The 17,947-nt window shown below is 71.5% G+C and carries 17 protein-coding genes; 10 read left to right on the top strand and 7 right to left on the bottom strand.

Features of this window, described 5'->3' with window-relative positions:
* Nucleotides 1–41: 41 nt before the first annotated feature.
* Together AB0I21_RS15205 and AB0I21_RS15210 are read left to right on the top strand one after the other, a co-directional pair.
* Nucleotides 42–386, top strand: coding sequence for a hypothetical protein (locus tag AB0I21_RS15205; protein ID WP_354892732.1), 345 nt, complete (start codon nt 42–44; stop codon nt 384–386).
* Nucleotides 387–446: 60 nt separating this feature from the next.
* Nucleotides 447–1,361, top strand: a complete 915-nt coding sequence (locus tag AB0I21_RS15210; protein ID WP_344498094.1) for an SDR family oxidoreductase — start codon at nt 447–449, stop codon at nt 1,359–1,361.
* 693 nt (nt 1,362–2,054) lie between these two features.
* Here AB0I21_RS15210 and AB0I21_RS15215 read toward each other — a convergent pair.
* Complete coding sequence (locus AB0I21_RS15215) at nt 2,055–3,197, bottom strand: YafY family protein (protein WP_360561490.1); 1,143 nt, start codon at nt 3,195–3,197, stop codon at nt 2,055–2,057.
* Nucleotides 3,198–3,200: 3 nt separating this feature from the next.
* Complete coding sequence (locus AB0I21_RS15220) at nt 3,201–3,557, bottom strand: hypothetical protein (RefSeq protein ID WP_360561491.1); 357 nt, start codon at nt 3,555–3,557, stop codon at nt 3,201–3,203.
* Between the two features lie 101 nt (nt 3,558–3,658).
* On the opposite strand from AB0I21_RS15220, the gene AB0I21_RS15225 reads away from it, so the two are divergent.
* Nucleotides 3,659–4,063, top strand: coding sequence for a transcriptional repressor (locus AB0I21_RS15225; protein ID WP_033358852.1), 405 nt, complete (start codon nt 3,659–3,661; stop codon nt 4,061–4,063).
* A gap of 228 nt (nt 4,064–4,291) precedes the next feature.
* Entirely contained in the window at nt 4,292–4,882 is a 591-nt protein-coding gene (locus AB0I21_RS15230; protein ID WP_360561494.1) for a TMEM165/GDT1 family protein, read from the top strand.
* 632 nt (nt 4,883–5,514) lie between these two features.
* Here AB0I21_RS15230 and serS read toward each other — a convergent pair.
* Nucleotides 5,515–6,807: a serine--tRNA ligase gene (gene serS, locus AB0I21_RS15235; RefSeq protein WP_360561496.1), complete on the bottom strand. Its 1,293-nt coding sequence runs from the start codon at nt 6,805–6,807 to the stop codon at nt 5,515–5,517.
* A gap of 150 nt (nt 6,808–6,957) precedes the next feature.
* Between serS and AB0I21_RS15240 the strand changes: the two genes are divergently transcribed.
* The 3 genes from AB0I21_RS15240 to AB0I21_RS15250 are packed head-to-tail and all read left to right on the top strand — an operon-like array spanning nt 6,958 to nt 8,720.
* Entirely contained in the window at nt 6,958–7,359 is a 402-nt protein-coding gene (locus tag AB0I21_RS15240) for a PadR family transcriptional regulator (protein WP_360561497.1), read from the top strand.
* 4 nt (nt 7,360–7,363) lie between these two features.
* On the top strand, nt 7,364–8,029 hold the full coding sequence (locus AB0I21_RS15245; RefSeq protein WP_360561498.1) for a hypothetical protein: 666 nt from the start codon (nt 7,364–7,366) through the stop codon (nt 8,027–8,029).
* Between the two features lie 10 nt (nt 8,030–8,039).
* Nucleotides 8,040–8,720 carry a TetR/AcrR family transcriptional regulator gene (locus AB0I21_RS15250; protein ID WP_360561500.1) on the top strand — a complete coding sequence of 227 codons (681 nt, stop codon included), beginning with the start codon at nt 8,040–8,042 and terminating at the stop codon, nt 8,718–8,720.
* Nucleotides 8,721–9,617: 897 nt separating this feature from the next.
* On the opposite strand, the gene AB0I21_RS15255 is transcribed toward AB0I21_RS15250, so the two are convergent.
* Nucleotides 9,618–11,129, bottom strand: coding sequence for a DHA2 family efflux MFS transporter permease subunit (locus AB0I21_RS15255; RefSeq protein WP_360561502.1), 1,512 nt, complete (start codon nt 11,127–11,129; stop codon nt 9,618–9,620).
* 83 nt (nt 11,130–11,212) lie between these two features.
* Entirely contained in the window at nt 11,213–12,580 is a 1,368-nt protein-coding gene (locus tag AB0I21_RS15260; protein ID WP_360561504.1) for a cytochrome P450, read from the bottom strand.
* 90 nt (nt 12,581–12,670) lie between these two features.
* Between AB0I21_RS15260 and AB0I21_RS15265 the strand changes: the two genes are divergently transcribed.
* A complete protein-coding gene (locus tag AB0I21_RS15265; protein ID WP_360561506.1) occupies nt 12,671–13,138 on the top strand; it encodes a GNAT family N-acetyltransferase in 468 nt (155 codons plus the stop codon).
* Here AB0I21_RS15265 and AB0I21_RS15270 read toward each other — a convergent pair.
* On the bottom strand, nt 13,125–13,760 hold the full coding sequence (locus AB0I21_RS15270) for a dihydrofolate reductase family protein (RefSeq protein WP_360561508.1): 636 nt from the start codon (nt 13,758–13,760) through the stop codon (nt 13,125–13,127). The two genes, AB0I21_RS15265 and AB0I21_RS15270, sit on opposite strands and share 14 nt — an antisense overlap.
* Before the next feature lie 177 nt (nt 13,761–13,937).
* Here AB0I21_RS15270 and AB0I21_RS15275 point away from each other — a divergent pair, with 177 nt between their 5' ends.
* Complete coding sequence (locus tag AB0I21_RS15275; protein WP_360561510.1) at nt 13,938–14,801, top strand: metal ABC transporter substrate-binding protein; 864 nt, start codon at nt 13,938–13,940, stop codon at nt 14,799–14,801.
* 17 nt (nt 14,802–14,818) lie between these two features.
* Nucleotides 14,819–16,255, top strand: a complete 1,437-nt coding sequence (locus AB0I21_RS15280) for a M1 family metallopeptidase (RefSeq protein ID WP_360561512.1) — start codon at nt 14,819–14,821, stop codon at nt 16,253–16,255.
* Between the two features lie 3 nt (nt 16,256–16,258).
* Here AB0I21_RS15280 and AB0I21_RS15285 read toward each other — a convergent pair whose 3' ends face one another.
* On the bottom strand, nt 16,259–17,908 hold the full coding sequence (locus AB0I21_RS15285) for a substrate-binding domain-containing protein (RefSeq protein WP_360561514.1): 1,650 nt from the start codon (nt 17,906–17,908) through the stop codon (nt 16,259–16,261).
* Between the last annotated feature and the right edge of the window lie 39 nt (nt 17,909–17,947).

A 17,947-nucleotide genomic window follows, 5' to 3' on the forward strand; every position in this document is an offset into this window, starting at 1 on the left:
CTCGACGCCGCCGCGGGGGCGGGTGCATGCTGATGGGCACGATGGGTGCTCTCGACATGGTCGCCGCCCGGGTCGCCGGCGGCGCGACGGTGCAGTTCCGGCCCAGTGGGTCGTCGATGGTGCCGCTGGTGCGCAGCCGCCAGCTGGTGACGGTCAACCCGGTCGACCCGGCGCTGGTCGAGGTCGGCGACATCGTCCTGGCGAAGGTGGCCGGCACGGTGTACCTGCACCTGGTGTCCGCCGTCGACGCCGCGGGCCGCCGGGTGCAGATCAGCAACAACCGCGGCAGGGTCAACGGCTGGACCGGCCACGCCAAGGTGTACGGCATCTGCGTCTCCGTCGACGGCGTCCCCCGCCCGCGCACCGCCGGCAAGAGCCTTCTCTGAAGTCGGCCTTTCTCTGAAGTCGGACACGGGTTGTCAGGTTTTTCTGGCACGGTCGTCTGTATGGAACAACCACTGAAAGGCAAGGTCGCCCTGGTCGCCGGCGCGACGAGGGGCGCGGGCAGGCAGATCGCGGTGCAGCTCGGCGCGGCGGGCGCCACGGTGTACGCGACGGGACGCACCACCCGCGAGCAACCCTCGGAGATCGACCGGCCCGAGACCATCGAGGAGACCGCCGAGCTGGTGACCGCCGCGGGTGGCACCGGGATCGCCGTGCAGGTCGACCACCTGGTGCCCGACCAGGTGCGCTCGCTCGTCGCCCGCATCGACGCCGAGCAGGGCCGGCTCGACGTCCTCGTCAACGACATCTGGGGCGCCGAGAAGCTGTTCACCTGGGACAAGCCGCTGTGGGAGGACTCGCTCGACACCGGCCTGCACATCCTGCGCCTGGCGATCGACACGCACATCATCACCAGCTACCACGCTCTGCCCCTCCTCATCCGCAACCCCGGCGGCCTGGTCGTCGAGATGACGGACGGCACCCTCGCGTACAACCTGGACAACTACCGCGTCTCGTTCTTCTACGACCTGGCGAAGATGTCCGTCCTGCGGCTCGCGTTCGCCCAGGCCCACGAACTCCGCCCACACGGCGCGACCGCGGTCTCCCTCACCCCCGGCTGGCTACGCTCGGAGCAGATGCTCGACCACTTCGGCGTCACCGAGTCCAACTGGCTCGACGCGACGGCCAAGGAACCGCACTTCGTCATCTCGGAGTCCCCGGCGTACGTCGGCCGCGCCGTCGCCGCCCTCGCCGCCGACCCTGACGTCGCCCGCTGGACCGGCCAGTCCCTGTCCAGCGGCCAGCTGTCGCAGGTGTACGGCTTCACCGACCTCGACGGCAGCCGCCCCGACTGGTGGCGCTACTTCCGCGAGGTCCACGAACCGGGCAAGCCCGCCGACGCCACCGGCTACCGGTAGCCGCACGCTGTCCTGGAGGTCGCGGTGACGGGGCGGCGGTGGCCTGCCTTCCCGGGTTAGCTCTGACCGGCGCCGGTGACCTGCTTCCCTGGGATTGCGGTGACCGGCTACTGGCCAGCGCTCGGTGCGCGACGACCGCTGGTGGCGAACTGTCCGCGGGTTCGCGGCGGTGACCGGCTGCTTGTCAGCGCTCGGTGCGTGACGACCGCCGGCGGCGAACTGTCCGCGGGTTTGCGGCGGCCGGCTGCCGGCGGAGCGCTGCCCGGGATCCCATTGGGTGGCCGGCGCCGCCCGATCCGGTCCGCGCCGAATTGCCGTGGGTCGCCTGCCCGCGGGGCGCTGCCTGGGATCTGCCGGGACCGGCTGCCGGTGGAGGGCCGCCATCTCGTCCGTCGCGATCACGGCCGCGCCTGTCCCTCACGCGGCCGTGGGTCACAGGGTCTGACCTGCCCTTCACGCTCGCTGCTGGTGGGGCTGTCTCGCCTGTTTCGGGTGCGCGGCCGTGGGTCACAGGGTCCGACTGCCCTTCACACTGCTGGTGGGGCTGTCTCGCCTGCTTCGGGCACGCGGCCGTGGGTCACAGGGTCCGACTGCCCTTCACACTCGCTGCTGGTGAGGCTGTCTCGCCTGCTTCGGGCACGCGGCCTTGCGTGACGGGTCCGACCTCCACCGCACGCGGGAGACGTGGGTGCCCTACGCCGCGTCGTCTACATCTGCGTCGTCGCCACCAGGTTTGCCAGGCGCGACGGCGTTCGGCTGCTCCGGCGACCGGTAGAGGGCAGCCATCCTGTCCGCGGCGCTGCGCATGAGGTCGCGTAACGGCTCGGGCTCGAGCACCTCGACGTCGGGCCCGAGCCGCAGTAACTGTGTGTACGCCACGGCGACCGACTCCACGGGCAGGTCCACCACCACCCGGCCCTGCTCGTCGGGCGGGTGGAAGTGGGCCTCCCGCACCGCGAGGGCCTCCACCGCGTGCCGCAGCGTCCGCAGCCCGGCCGGCGTGAGCCTGATCGTGACCCGCTCGGCGAGGACCCGCCGCACGAACTCGTCGGCGCGCTCCGCCCAGAACGCGCCCAGGTCGAACTCCACGTCCCGCGTGAACCCCGCCTCGTCGACGGTCAGCTCGGCGATCTTGTCCACCCGGTACACCCGCAGGTCGCCGGCCACGCGCCCGACGAGATACCACCCTCCGTTCTTGAGCACGAGCCCATACGGCTCCACGGTCCGCGCGACGACCTCCCGCCGCCCCGCCACCGTGCGGTCGTCGGTGCGCCCGCCCGAGTCGGTGCGTCCGCCCGAGTCGGTGCGTCCGCCCGTGTCGGTCCGTCCGCCCGTGTCGGGTCGGCCGGCGCGGCGCTCATACCGCAGCTGGACGACCCGGTCGTCCCAGACGGCGCGGGCCAGGTCGGCCAGCCAGGGCGGCGGCTGGGCCGGGTCCTCGAACCACCCGGGCACGTCCAGGTGGAACCGCTGCCGGGCGCGGCTGGACGCGTCGCGGATCGGGGCGGGCAGCGCCGCGGCCACCTTCAGCTCGGCCACGGCGAGCACGTCGCCGAGGCCCATGTCGCGGGCAGGGCCGGGCAGCCCCGACAGGAACAGCGCCTCCGCCTCGGCGCGGCTGAGACCGGTGAGCTTCGTGCGATACCCGTCGAGGAGCCGGTAACCGCCGGCGCGGCCCTGCTCCGAATACACGGGAACGCCGGCCGCGGACAGGGCGAGCATGTCGCGGTAGATGGTGCGCTCGGAGACCTCCAGGGCCTCGGCCAGCTCAGCCGCCGTCACCGTGCCGCCGGCCTGGAGCAGCAGCACGAGCGAGATGAGCCGCGACGCGCGCATCGCCTACGCCGGGTCCTGATCGGGCGCGGCCGGTGGGTCGAGCGTTTCGACGATTCGCCGGATGTCCTCGGGGGAGGAGGAGCCGTCCAGCTCGACGACCACGTCGCCGCGCCGGATCCGCACCCGCGGCGGCCGGGGCCGGGTCCCGCGCCACGTCACCACCGCCATCAGCAGCCCGCCGAGCGCGATCCCGTTGCTCACCAGGGCGTTGACGACCTCGAAGGCGCCGCCCATCTCCCCGGGCCGCGGCGCCGTCGGCGTCAGGCTCACCCGGACCGTGCGAATGATCTCGTCGTCGCGCAGCCACTGGTACAGCTGACGCAACGACTCCTCGTCGTCGACCTCAAGGCGAATCTCCACGACGGCACGGTACCTCGCAGGTACGACAATTTTCGCCGCCGCTCCAGCTGGCTCTCGGCTCCGCTGCAGCGCTTTGGTGAGGTCACGCTAAGCTTTTTCGGGTGAACGACGTGGAGCAGCACCCTGCCCGGCGCAACACCCGCCAGCGTGACGCCGTGATGACGCTGCTCAGCAACGTCGACGGGTTCCACAGCGCCCAGGAGCTGCACGTCATGCTCCGTGAACGCGGCGCCAACGTCGGCCTCACCACCGTCTACCGGACCCTGCAGCTGCTCGCCGAGACCAACGAGATCGACGTCATGCAGGTCCCGGGCAGCGACACCCGGTACCGGCGCTGCAGCGACCGCCACCACCATCACCTCGTGTGCCGCGGCTGCGGGCGTACCGTCGAGGTCCTCGGACCCGCCGTCGAGCGCTGGGCGGACCGCATCGGCGAGGAGCACGGCTTCACCGACGTGAGCCACACGCTTGAGATCTTCGGCACGTGCGGACGCTGCGCGCGCTGATGTCTGCGTCGGTTACCCTGGTGGGGCGCGAAGGGGAGTAGTCCTCCAACTGCGTGGTCGACATACTGGGGCGCTCGCGTCCCCGGCCACGCGGCCCAGTGTTCATGGCGTCCGGATCCGTCCGGTGCCGCACAGGGCGGACGAGACCTTCGACTCAGGCTGAACAAGCCGGGTCGAGGTCGTCCGTGCCCTCTTCCCGGCCATCTCCGGGAAGGTATCTGCAACCACATGAGCGGTTTCCTCGCTGCCCTGGCCATCAGCTTCGGCGTCATCTTCGTCGCCGAGCTGGGCGACAAGTCGCAGCTGATGGCGCTGACGTTCGCCACCAGGTTCAAGACCGTTCCGGTCCTGATCGGTATTACCGTCGCCACGGCCCTGGTCCACCTGGTTTCCGTCGCCGTGGGGTACGGCCTGGGCGCCGCCCTCCCGACCGCCTGGATCTCCCTGGTGGCGGCGCTCGCCTTCTTCGCGTTCGGCGCCTGGACGCTGCGCGGCGACTCCCTCACCGACGAGGAGCGCGACAAGGTCAACCAGCCCACCACCCGCTCCGCCATCTTCACCGTCGGCGTCGCGTTCTTCCTGGCCGAGCTCGGCGACAAGACCATGCTCGCCACGATCACCCTCGCCACCCAGCACGGCTGGTTCGGCACCTGGCTGGGCTCCACCGTCGGCATGGTCGCCGCCGACGCACTCGCCATCCTCGCCGGCCGCCTCCTCGGCAAGCACCTTCCGGAACGCACCATCAAGTACGGCGCCGCCGCCCTGTTCGTCCTCTTCGGCGTCTGGCTGCTCATCGAGGCCCTCGGCGAGCTCCTGTAACCACGAACGCCGCCCGCGCCCCAGTACCTCGCCGAAGGAAGCGCTCGTGTACTGGGGCGCAAGGCGCTCCGCCGCGCAGTGCGCCGGTGTCACAGGGAGGGCCGACGCCGCAGGGCTGCGACCCGGCGGCGTGGGCAACTGCGGCGCGGCGTCGTGGGCAGGGGTGTGGCGAAAGGCGCGGGACGAGCAGCCCGGCGGCGGGGCGAGTGGCGTGCCGGGCTGGAGAAGAGCGGAGCGAGGCCCGTTCAGCATGCAGGCCGACCTGGACGAGCCGTGGCCCTGCGGTCGAGCGGCCTGCACCACGCCGCGTGCCGACCAAGCGACCAGGCGACCAGGCGCGCCGGCAGCCAGGAGCCCTGGCCAGCCAGGAGCCCTGGCCAGCCAGGTGCGCCCCGCCAGGTCAGGAATCCCCGCCAGCCCAGGATTTACCGGCCCGACCGAGGAAACTCGGCCAGCCCAGGATCACCGACCCGACCGAGGAAACCTCGGCCGGGTCAGGAGCGCCGGCCCGGCCAGGACCCTCGGCGCGAGTCCGCCGATGGGCATGGCGCCGGGCGGCGGGGCGTAGTCGGGCGGGTCCGGCGGGTCGGTGCCGGCCGGACCTGCCCGGGAAGCGGAAGGCCTCCGGAGCGTCAGCGTCGCTTGGTCGGCTTGACGATGCGGTCAGTGCCGACCTTGTCGCGGAGGACCTCGGGGACGAGGACCGAGCCGTCAGCCTGCTGGAACTGCTCGAGGATCGCCGGGAAGATGCGGCTGGTGGCCAGGGCGGAACCGTTCAGGGTGTGGACGAAGCGGTTGTTCTTCGAGCCCGGGACGCGGTAGCGGATGCCGGCGCGGCGGGCCTGGTAGTCGCCGGCCCAGGAGACCGAGGAGACCTCCTTGTACTTGCCGGTGCTCGGCATCCAGACCTCGATGTCGATGGTCTTGCGCATCGAGGCGCTGGAGTCGCCGGCGGCGAGCAGCGAGCGCCGGAAGTGCAGGCCGAGCGAGCTGACCAGGTCCTCCGCGTAGTCGACCATCTCCTCGAGGGTCTTCTCGCCGTCCTCGGGAGTGGTGAACTGGAAGATCTCGACCTTGTTGAACTGGTGGCCGCGGACCGTGCCGCGCTCGTCGGAGTGCGAGCCGGCCTTCTCGCTGCGGTAGCAGGGCGTGTACGCATACGCCTTGTGCGGCAGGTCGGCGGTATCGAAGATCTCGTTCTGGTACGCGCCGAGGATCGCGGTCTCCGACGTCGGCAGCAGGAAGCGGCCGCGCTCGTCGTCGTCGGTGGCGATGTGGAACACGTCGTCGTAGAACTTCGGGAACTGGCCCGCTGCATAGCCCGCCGAGTCCAGCAGCAGGTGCGGCGGCAGCATGAACTGGTAGCCCGCGGTGAAGTGGCGGTCGATGAACCAGTTGACCAGGGCCCACTCGAGGCGGGCGCCCCAGCCCGTGTAGATCCAGAAGCCGGAGCCGCCGAGCTTCACGCCGCGCTCGAAGTCGACGAGGCCCAGCTCGTTGGCGAGGGTGACGTGGTCGCGGACGTTGTCGATCTTCGGCGCCTCACCGAAGACCTTGACGACGACATTCGCCTCCTTGCCGCCCGCCACGACGTCCTCGGCCGGCAGGTTGGGCAGCTCGCTCATCGCGGTCGTGAGCTGCTCCTGCACCGCGGCGAGGCGCTCCTCGAGCTCCTGCAGCGCGGCCTTCGCGTCGCGGGTGGTCGGCTCGACCGCCTGGCCGGCCGCTTTCGCGGCGCCGAAGGCGCGGGCCTCCTCCTTGCGGCGGGCCCGCTCGGCGTCGATGTCGCCGATGAGCTCGCGGCGCTGCTTGTCCAGCTCGGCGATGGCACTCAGCGAGCGGGACACCTCAGACGGATCGAGCCTCTTGGACAGTGCGGCCTCGACGGAGGCCCGGTCCTTGCGAATCAACTCGATGTCGAGCATGTCTGCCGCGCACCTTTGCCTAGATTTTCTGGACGCTCAGGATGTTACCGGTTGGGTCCGACACAATTTCCGACCCGCCGCCGCGGTACACCCGCAACTCCAAGTGAACGCTACTTGGCGTCACCTAGTACCGGAGCTATTATGTGACGCATGGTAGTGGCCGAGGACGGTGACCGGCAGACCCAGCTGCTCCGCGGCGCGCTCGACATGTGCCTGCTCGCGCTGCTGGCGAAGGAGCCCGCGCACGGCTACGACCTGGTCCGCCGGGTCGAGGCTGCCGGGTTCGAGGCGGTCGGCTACGGCACGGTCTACCCGCTGCTCACCCGGATGCGCCGCCTCGGGCTGGTTGCCGACGAGCTGCAGCCGAGCCCGAGTGGGCCGCCCCGCAAGGTGTACGCCCTGACCGACGCCGGCACCGCGCGCCTGGACGCGTGGCGCCGGCAGTGGAGGCGGTTCGTGGAGATCGTCGACGCCACCCTGACCGACCAGGACACCAGCCGGGCGTCCGGGGACGCCGGCGCCGACACGCCGACCGACACGCCGAGGAGCTGACGCCGTGGACACCATCGACGACGCCATCGCGACCGCCGACCGCACCTGGCGCGCGCAGGGGGTGAGCGGCGCCGACCGTGCCAGCCTCGCCGCCGACCTCAGGGCGGACCTCGCCGCCGCCGCGGAGGACGGGATCGGGCCCGCCGAGCTCCTCGGCCCCGACGTGCCCGGCTTCGCCCGCCGGCTCGCCGACGAGGCGGGTGTCCGGCGCGCCCCGCGGGAGTACCTGCGCTTCCTGCGGACCTCCATCGCCGGCTCGCTGCTCGGCGGCGCCGCCGGCTTCGCGCTGATCACCATGGTGGTGCACCCGCTGCTGGTGGCCCTGTTCGACCTGCCGAGGTCCGTGAAGGTGCCGATCCTGCTGGCCGCCGGAGTGTTCTACGGCGCCGCGGTGGCGTTCGCGGTCGCCGGATCGGTCGCGGCCGTCCGGATTCGACTGCGGCATCTCCCGTACACCAGAAACACCGCCAACGCGATGGCCGTCCTCATCCCGGCCGCGGCGCTCGTCGCGGCTCCGCTGGCGGTGGGGTTCGCCCGGCTGACCGGCTACAGCACCAGCCCGTGGGTCGTGCTCACCGAGTGCGCCCTCGTCGTCGCCGCCCACATCGGCGCCGTCCTGCTCGCTCGCCGCTGGGCGCTGCGCGAACCGGGAACATCGTTCGCGATTTAAGCTGGTCGCCATGGACACGATCTGGACCCGCCCCGACCGCGGGTCCCGGGGGCCTGTCCCGCAGCACAGCCGGGCCGAGATCGTCGCAGCGGCCGTTGTACTGGCAGACGCCGGCGGCCTGTCCGCGGTCTCGATGCGGGCCGTCGCCTCGGCTCTGTCCACGGGTGCCGGCTCGCTGTACCGCTACCTGTCGTCCCGCGACGACCTGCTCGACCTCATGTCCGACGCGGTCCTCACCGAGCTCCCGCTGGACCGGCCGCTCACCGGCGACTGGCTCGACGACCTGGTGGAGGTCGCCCGCGAGCAGCTCGCCCTGTACCGCCGCCACCCCTGGCTCACCGAAGCCGCCCGCCGCGGCGCCTTCGGACCGCGCGCCGTCAACTACTTCGAGCGCTGCATGGCCATCATGGCGCCGCTGCCCGCCGCCGCCAGCACGAAGATGGAGACGATGGGTGTCCTGACCGGCGTGGTGTCGCTGTTCGCCCAGCCGGTGCCGGGCAACCCGCCGCCCGGCGACCCGGCCGCCGAGGAGCGGAAGCGCGCCTCTGCCGCGCAGCTGTTCTCCCTGGTGGACCCGCAGGCGCATCCGCACCTGACGGCCGCGTTCACCAGCCCCGCCCAGCCGCCGGCCGCCTCCGACCTCTTCGAACGCACCGTCCGCAGCGTCCTCCGAGGCCTCCTCACCCCCTGACCGCCCGACGAGAGCCTTCCTCATGATCCGGTAGACCTCGTGCAGTCAGAGGTGCACAAGGTCTACCGGATCATGAGAACTGGCCTGGCCCAGATAGGGGAACCGCACCATAACCACGGCCCGGGCAGCATGGAGTCTGCGCGGAGCCGCAGGTAGAGGCGGACGCGCTTGCTGTGCCCCAGGGGCAGGCGGCTCTAAGGCCCGTCGCAGCAGGCGACCGGTTTGGCGCTGACCTGATCCAGAGTGGCAGGCGAGTTCGGGTGAGGGCTCGCCGGCAGCAGTGGGGGTTGAGGCTGGAGGCGGTGGGAGCAATCGGAGCAGCGGGCGCGACGGCGCCAGCTGGAGCGGGTCGGGTGGGTTGCGAGTTGTGGTGGCGGGGCAGCAGCGGCGAGTCGGCGCTGCCCCGACTCAGAGAGGTAGATGCGTCGGGTGAGGGCCTGCCAGCAGGGCGGGGTCAGTGGTTGGTGGGTGGCTGTTGCCGGGTCGGGGTCAAGGCCACAGGTGGTGGGGAACGTCGGCGACGCAAAGCCCGCGTTGCTTCTTTGGCGTGGCGGGTGCAGCGGCCGCTGGGGCGCCGGGGTGGCAGGCGAGTTCGGGATGGGTTGCGGGCGAGTCAGGGCTGACCGATCCAGGGCGGCAGGCGAGTTCGGGTGAGGGCTCGCCGGCCGGGGTGGGGTTGAGGCTGGGGGTGGTGGGGAGCGTCGATGGTGCAGTGCCGCAACGGCTTCCCTGGCCTGGTGGACGCGGTGGCGTTGGCTGGGGCGGCGGTAGGAGTGGGTCGGCGAGCCGCACTGATCCGATCCATAGCGGCAGGCGGGTTTGGCGGGGACTTGCTGGTGGCGTGGTCCGACGCAGAGTGGCAGGCGGGTTTGGGTGGGGCCTACCGGCGGGGTGAGGTCAGTGGTGGTGGGTGGTTGTTGTCGGGGTGGGGGCCGAGGCCGGGGGCGGTGGGGGAGCGTCGACGGCGCAGTGCCGCAGCGGCTTCTCCAACACGGCGGGGGCGGCTGCGGCCGGTGTGGGGCGGGGTGGGTTGCGGATCGTGGTGGCGGCGACGGCGGAGGCCAGGAGGCACAGGGCGGCGCAGATGAGGACGGCGGTGTGGAAGCCGGCGGAGAGGCGGGGTGGGTCCAGGTAGGCGGTGCCCGTGATGCCGGCGGCGGCGGGGAGGACGGCGACGGCGATCAGGCCGGCGGCGCGCGCGACGTCGTTGTTCACGGCGGAGGCCATGCCGGCGTGGCTGGAGCGGGCGGAGGACAGGGCGGTGGACGTGAGCGGGGCGACGGTGGTGGCGAGGCCCAGGCCGAGCACGACGACGGCGGGCAGGACCGAGGTGACGTAGGAGCCGGAAGCGTCGATCCGGGCGAACAGCGCCATGCCGAGGCCGACCACGACGGGGCCGGCGCTCATCTGCAGGCGCGGGCCGATGCGGCTGGCGAGCGCGCCGGAGCGGGCGGACAGCAGCAGCATGATGACGGTGACCGGCAGGAGGGAGACGCCGGCCTGCAGGGCGGTGTAGCCGGCGACCTGCTGGAGCTGGATCGGCAGCAGGAACAGGGCGCCGCCGATGGCGCCGTAGACGACGAACGTGACGACGTTGGTGGCGCTGAACTGCGGGGACGCGAACAGGTCCAGCGGCAGCATCGGGTGGGCGGTGCGGCGCTCCCACCAGACGAACGCGCCGAGCATCAGCACGCCCCCGACGAGGGCGGTGAGCACCAGGGGGCTGGTCCAGCCGAGGGAGTGGCCCTCGATCAGGCCATAGGTGATGCCGATCAGGCCGAGCGTGACCAGGGTGCCGCCGGGCACGTCGACGCGGCCGGTGGCGGTGGTGTCACGGGACTCGGGGACGTGGCGCCAGGTGAGCAGGACGACGGCGGCGGCGATCGGGACGTTGATCGCGAAGATGAGCCGCCAGGAGGCGGCGCCGACGAGCCAGCCGCCGAGGAACGGGCCGATCGCGGTGGCGACGCCGCCGAGGCCGGACCAGGCGCCGATGGCGCGGCTGCGGTCCTCGGGGCGGAACGACGCCTGCAGGATGGCGAGGCTGCCGGGGGTGAGCAGGGCCGCGCCGACGCCCTGCAGGGCGCGGGCGGCGATGAGGGTCGGCGCGTCGGGCGCGGCGCCGCACAGGACGGACGCGACGGCGAACCAGACGACGCCGACGAGGAAGAACTTCCGACGCCCGTATCGGTCGCCGAGCGCGCCCGCGATGAGCAGCAGCCCGGCCAGGGCGAGCGTGTAGGAGGTGACGACCCACTGCAACGTCTCGAGGTCGGTGTCGAACGAGCGACCGATCGCCGGCAGAGCGATGCCGACGACGGTCGCGTCGATCGCGGCGATGCCGGAGCCGAGGATCGTCGCGGTGAGGACCCAGCGCCCGGACGCGGTGCCGTACGACAGCGTTGCCATGCAGAGAACCTAGCCCGAGGGTCTGACAAAAAGACGGCAAGAAACGACGACAAGAACGACGGCAAGAAACGACGGCAAGAAACTCAGTGCCGGTAGCCGCGCACCTTCACCTTGAAGCTCATCGCCGGCCCAGGCGTCGGCGCGGTCTTCGTCACGAGCGTGTAGCCGGGCGGGTCGAGCGCGAGGTCCAGCCGGTGGAACAGCCGCGCCATCGACAGTGCCATCTGCACGTCGGCGAAGCTCTTGCCGAGGCACGTGTGCGGCCCGCGCCCGTACGGCGAGTACGCGCCCGGCCGCAGGTGCTCCGACCGCGGCTTCTCGTACCGCCCGATGTCGAAGGTCTCCGGCGAAGGGTAGTACTCCTCCATGAAGTGCGGCACGGTCGTGCCGACGTAGACCATCTCGCCTTCCTTGATGGTGTACCCCGCGAACTCGAAGTCCCGCGTCGCGGTGCGGTTCAGCGCGACCGCGATCGGATAGAGCCGCATCGTCTCCATCAGCGCGTACCGGATCGACGGGATCTTGCGCAGGTCGTCGTCGGTGATCGGGCCGCCGGCGAACAGCGCGTCGGCCTCGGCCTGCACCCGCTCGAGCACTGACGGGTGCTTGAGGACGGAGTAGATGAAGGCCGCGGTCGTGTTCGCGACCGTGTCCAGCCCGGCGACGTACGGGCCGGTGAGCGCGAGCACCAGATCGTTGGCCGGCAGGACACCCTCGCGGTTGAGGTGCACGTCCATGAGGTCCTCGACCAGGTTGCGCTCCTGCGGAGGCTTGCTGCCGGCGCTCGCGCGCAGCGAAGCGACCATCGTGTCGCTGAGCTCGAACACGCGGCTGCGGGCCTTCCTGTACCGGGGATTCTGCAGCAGGATCTTCGGCCGCTGCTTCGTGACCAGGACGTTGAGCACGTAGAGCGTCATGGTGCGGATGTCCGGCACGTACTCCAGGGGCGCGTTGCCGGTCAGGATCGTGCCGAGCTGGTCGGTCACCATGTACTGCAGCGCGTGCACGACCGGGACGGACGCGCCGGCCTTCCAGTCCCGTGCGAGGACCCGGTCGGTGATCTCGACGAGCTCGTTGCCGCGGCCCTTGATCGCGTCGCGGGAGTAGCCGCGGCGCATGATCTCGCGCAGCTCCTTGTGACTGTCGCCGTCCTCGCCGAGGATCGTGCGGGTGCCGCCGTACTCGTCGAGGAAGCCCTGCCAGAACTCCTTCGACCGCAGACATTCGCGGCCTTCCTTCGAGCCCATGAAGTCGGCCGCCTCGGCGCCGGCGATGACCGTGTAGGACTTGTTGAACACCCTGATCTTGAAGACGGGGCCGTTCTCCCGGTACGCCTGGGCGAAGAACCGTGCGGGGTCCTTCGCCAGCTCCAGCACGTTGCCGACGATGGGCCGGCCCTTCGCCACGGGGATCGGGCGCGCGGCTGCCGGGGCGGTTTCGGTGACAGTCATCGAGCGTCGACCCTCCGTGGTCTGTCGCAACGCGTCGCGGAAATCGAAGCGATGCTATCCAAAGAGCGGCCGCCTGCCATCATGGCGGGCATGCTGCTGCGGCGATGGACCGAAGGCGACGTCGAGGCGTTCTACGACATCTACTCGCGCTGGGAGGTGATGCGGCACCTGGGCGCGCACCCCCGCCGGGTCGTCGCGGACCGCGACGAGGCTCTCGGCAGGCTGGCCAGGTTGCGCGAGCGGGAGGACGGCCCACGGGGCTTCTGGGCGATCGAGGAGGCTGGTGTACCGGTGGGCACGGTCCTCCTGGTGCCCCTCGCCGACTCCGACGAGATCGAGGTCGGCTGGCACCTGCACCCGGCGCACCACGGCAAGGGGCTCGCCACCCGCGCCGCCCGCGAGCTGCTGTCCCGCACGAGCGGCCGGGTCCTGGCGCTCACGGACGAGGACAACCTCGCGTCGCAGGCGGTCGCGAAGCGTCTCGGCATGACCGACGAGGGCCTGACCGACCGCTGGTTCGGCCTGACCGCCCGTCAGTTCGCCATCATGCTCGGCTGAGGATCATGTGGGTCGCCGCGTCGGAGGCGACCATGCGCGTACACACGTAGCCGTCGGTGAGGCCGTCGGTGAAGAGCCGCTCGCCCCGCCCGAGCACGATCGGGATGATCGCCACGTGCAGCTGGTCGACCAGGCCGGCGCGCAGGTACTGCTGGACCGTCGAGACGCCGCCGCCGAGCCGCACGTCGAGCCCGCCGGCGGCGTCGGTGGCCCGTTCCAGGGCCGCCTCGATGCCGTCGGTGACGAAGTGGAAGACGGTGCCGCCCTCCATCGTGATGCTGGGCCGGGCGTGCCGGGTCAGGACGAAGACCGGGTGGTGGTAGGGCGGGTCGGCGCCCCACCAGCCGGACCAGGACTCGCCGGGGGACCAGGGCCCGCGGAGCGGGCCGAACATGTTGCGGCCCATGATGGTCGCGCCGAGGCCGGTCTGGCCGGCGGCGACCATCTCGTCGTCGATGCCCTCGCTGCCGCCGTCGCGGCCGGACATCTGCCGGCCGGTGCGGGTCTCGAAGAGCCAGTCGTGCAGCCGCTCCCCGCCGGTGCCGATCGGGTCCTCGAGCCGCTGGTCCGGCCCTGCGCCGTAACCGTCGACCGAGATGCAGAAGTTGTGCACACGCAGCATGGCGGGTCCCTTCGAAGACGATGTCATCACCAGGTCGGACCACGACACCCCGGATCGACATCACCAGGGAAAGCTAGGTTCCTAGGAAGCCTACACCCCGTGACGTGCGCCACGTGGGTGAGCCGGGTCATCCATGCGTTTTTGACAATCATTGTCAACTGGCGACAGGATGGGATCATGCTGCGTCGCGCCGTCCTCGCCGGTCTCACCGCCGGGTCCCTGTTGCTGAGCACCGCCGGCTGCGGCGGTGAGGGGGCCCCGCAGGGCGGGAGCGACGGCCGGCTGCGGATCGTGGCGGGGTTCTACCCGCTGCAGTACGTGGCGGAGCGCCTCGGCGAGGAGAACGCCAAGGTCACCAACCTCACCCAGGCCGGCGCGGAGCCGCACGACCTGGAGCTCAAGCCGAGCCAGCTGGCGCAGATCACGGACGCGGCCCTGGTGGTGTACCTGTCGGGGTTCCAGCCGTCCGTCGACGAGGCCGTCAAGCTGCAGGCGAAGGACAGGGCGTTCGACGTCGCCCCCGACCACGGCGACGACCCGCACGTCTGGCTCGACCCGGTCCGGTTCGCCGAGATCGCCGGGAAGCTCGCGGAGCGGCTCGCCACGCTCGACCCGGCCAACGCCGGCGCGATCCGGGCGCGGGCCGGCCAGCTGCGGGACGAGCTGCACCGCCTCGACGAGGAGTACACCGCCGGGCTGCGCACGTGCGCGCGGCGTGACATCGTGACGAGCCACGCGGCGTTCGGGTATCTCGCGTCCCGGTATCACCTGACGCAGGTGCCGATCTCGGGCCTGGACCCGGAGGGGGAGCCGAGCCCGCAGCGGGTGTCGGAGGTCGCGGCGCTGGCGAAGGCGAAGGGCGTGACGACGATCTTCTTCGAGGCGCTGGTCAGCCCCAAGCTGTCGGAGACGGTGGCGAAGGAGGTCGGCGCGAAGGCGGCGGTGCTCGACCCGATCGAGGGCGTCGAGGAGGGCAGCGACTACGTGTCGGTCATGGTGCGCAACCTCGCAGCCCTGCGCGAGGCGCTCGGGTGCACCTGAGTCCTATCCTTGGCCGGGTGCGTCGCCCCCAATTGCGCGTCCTGAGCGTCCTGACCACCGCCGTCCTGCTGGCGGGTTGCACGTCGACCGGCGCGGTCGACCTGGACCGGCCGCCGCAGCCGCTGGCGGTGGGCAACGTCGACGGCACGTCCACCCCGGTCGCCGATCCGGTCTATCCGGCGTACGGCAACCCGTCGGTCGACGTGCTGCACTACGGGCTGGCGCTGGCGTGGGCGCCGCAGACGAAGACGCTCACCGGGAAGGCGACGGTGAAGCTGCGGGTGCTGCGCGCCGAGCCGGCTCTGAAGCTCGACCTGAGCAGCCCGTATACGCTGAGCTCCACCAGCGTCGACGGGGTCGCGGCACAGGGCCGGGTCGCGGGCGGGAAGCTGACCGTGGACCGGGCGCTGACGGCGGGCACCACGGTGACGCTGGTGGTGGAGTATCAGGGGACGCCGGCGCCGGTGCCGATGCCGTCGCACCGCGGTGACGCCGAGCCGCTGGGGCTGACCGTGACCGACGCGGGTGAGCTGTGGACGATGCAGGAGCCGTTCGGCGCGTCGACCTGGTACCCGTCGAACGACCAGCCGTCGGACAAGGCGCTGTACGACATCTCGATCACGGTCCCGGAGGGCTGGGAGGCGGTCGCGAGCGGCACGCCGGGGCCGGTGACGGGCAGCACGTACACGTACAGGTCGACCCAGCCGGTGGCGACCTACCTGACGACCCTGGCGGTCGGGCAGGACTATCAGGTGGCGAGGCTGACCGGCCCGCGTGACCTGCCGATCTCGCTGTGGACGCGGCCGGGGAAGGACGACCGGTTCCTGCCGGTGCTGCGCAAGGCGCCGCAGCAGCTGCAGTGGCTGGAGGCGCGGTTCGGGCAGTACCCGTTCCCGAGCGCGGGTGCGGTGATCGTGCCGTCGCGGTCGGCGATGGAGACGCAGCAGATGGTGACGATCGGCGGTGACGTGCTGTCGCAGGGCACGAACGTGTCGGCGCTGGACGGGATCATGCTGCACGAGTACGCGCACCAGTGGTTCGGTGACGCGGTCGGCCCGGCGGTGTGGAAGGACGTGTGGCTCAACGAGGGCTGGGCGACGTACGCGGAGGCGCTGTACACGGCGGAGCGCGACGGTTACGACATCGAGGACTGGGCGCGGCGGGCACGTAAGAGCGACGCGGACGCGCGGCAGCGGCTGGGGCCGCCCGGCAGCCCGCGGGCGGACAGTTTCGCGGAGAGCAACGTGTACGTGTGCCCGGCGCTGATGCTGCACGAGCTGCACCGGGCGTTGGGTGACTCGGCGTTCTTCGCCCTGGCCCGGGCATGGGTGTCGCAGCACGCGGGGACGGCGCAGGACCGGGCGGCGTTCACCGCGTTCGTGAACAAGCAGACGGGCCGCGACTTCACGAAGCTGATCGACGCCTGGCTGGACTCCCCGACGACCCCCGCGTAGCCGCTATTCGTGCAGGCCGCCGGCGACGACGTGGATGAACGCGGCCTGCACGTCATCGGAGTTGAGGGCGTTGTCGACGTACGCGTCGATGGGTTTGAGGGCGGTCTTGAGCCGGTCCGCGGAGTCCTTCTTGCCGAGCACGACGATGCTGACCGTGACGGGCTTGTTGGGGTCCTGCAGGTCGGTGAGCTTCTGCACGAGGGCGTCGACGGCGGCGGTGTTGGCGCTGTCCTTGTTCTGGTCGTCGGTGAAGACGAGGACCTGATTGAACATGTCGTCGTGGTGGTCGTCGCGGACCGACTGGTAGGCGGCGGCGATCGTGTCGAAGAGCCCGGGTCCGGTGCGGTGGGCGGCGAGCTTGCCGACCTGCTTCTCGAACGAGGCGCGGGTGGCGTCGTCGAGGCGGTCGGTCGGCATGAGCTTGCGGTAGCCGGGGTTGCCGGGGTTGATCTCCCACAGGCCGAGGCGGGACCCGACGGGCATGAGGCCGGACAGGACGAGGCAGCCGTTGCGGAGGACCTCGATCGGCTGGGTGACCTGCTTGCCGGGTGGCGGTGAGGTGGGTGCGCCGCTGCTGGTGCCGTTGGTGGCGAGGTCGACGACGATGAGCAGGTTGCTGCGCCGGTCCTCGGGGTCCCAGGTGGCGAAGATGTGCTGCACGTGGTGCGGCTGGAGGACCTCGAACGGTTTGGCGGTGGGTTCGGGCAGGACGTTGGCGCCGTCGAAGACGGGCCGGATGTTGTCGGGGCCGCGCAGGCCGGCCTCGGCGATGGCGCGGCTGCCTTCGGCGCTGGTGAACGCGGCGTAGAGGCGGCGCAGCGCGGCGGCCTTCTTCGGGTTGGCGGCGGCGGTCGCGGCCGGCAGCCATGTGTAGCGCAGCAGCGCCGTGTGGTCGGTGCCGACGATGTACCGGCGGTCGGTCTTCGCCAGCCGGAGCGTGGCCAGCAGCGCGTATTCGGGGATGAGCCCGACCTCGCCGGGGGCCTCGGGGATGGCGGCGAGGTCGTGGTTGACGGTGCGGGTGACGTTGAGGACGTTGGTGAGCACGAGCGAGGAGGCGTCCATGCCCTTCTCCAGCCAGACGGCCTCGCCGACGGCGCCGGCGGCGACCATGCCGTCGCCGGACATGGCTGGGTTGCGCACGACCAGCTTGACGCCGGAGTTCTTGGTGTTGAGCAGGCCGGACAGGGCGAGCCAGCCGCCGCCGCCGGCGTTGATGCGGTCGCCGGTGGCGGGGTCGGTGACCATGTAGATGGGGCTGGACGCGAGGGTCGCGTAGGCGTTGAGGGTGTCCTTCTTGGCCACGAACTGCGGTGGGGCGATCACGTCCCAGGAGGCGTCGTCGGGGATCCACAGGTCGGCGCGGCTCTGGGTGAGCTGCCCGGCGGCGGGGCGGCCGTCGGTGCTGGTGGTGTCGACGAGGACGCAGTCGTCGCCGCCGCGCAGGGTGCGGCCGGCGGCGGAGACCACGGTCGCGAAGGACGACGCGGTGACGACGTGCAGGGTGGTGGGGCAGCCGCCTTCGGCGCCGTTGGCGCTGTTGTTGCGCAGCGCGTACCAGCCGGCGCCGGCGACGAGTCCGACGGCGAGGAGGAGCACGAGCCCGCGCAGCAGTGTGCCGACGAGGCGGGTGCCGGCTATGTGCTTGCCCATCGTGGCAACCATCCGCGAGGTCAGTGGGGGTGGAAACGC

Source organism: Dactylosporangium sp. NPDC050588 (assembly GCF_040654975.1).
Lineage (GTDB): Bacteria > Actinomycetota > Actinomycetes > Mycobacteriales > Micromonosporaceae > Dactylosporangium > Dactylosporangium maewongense.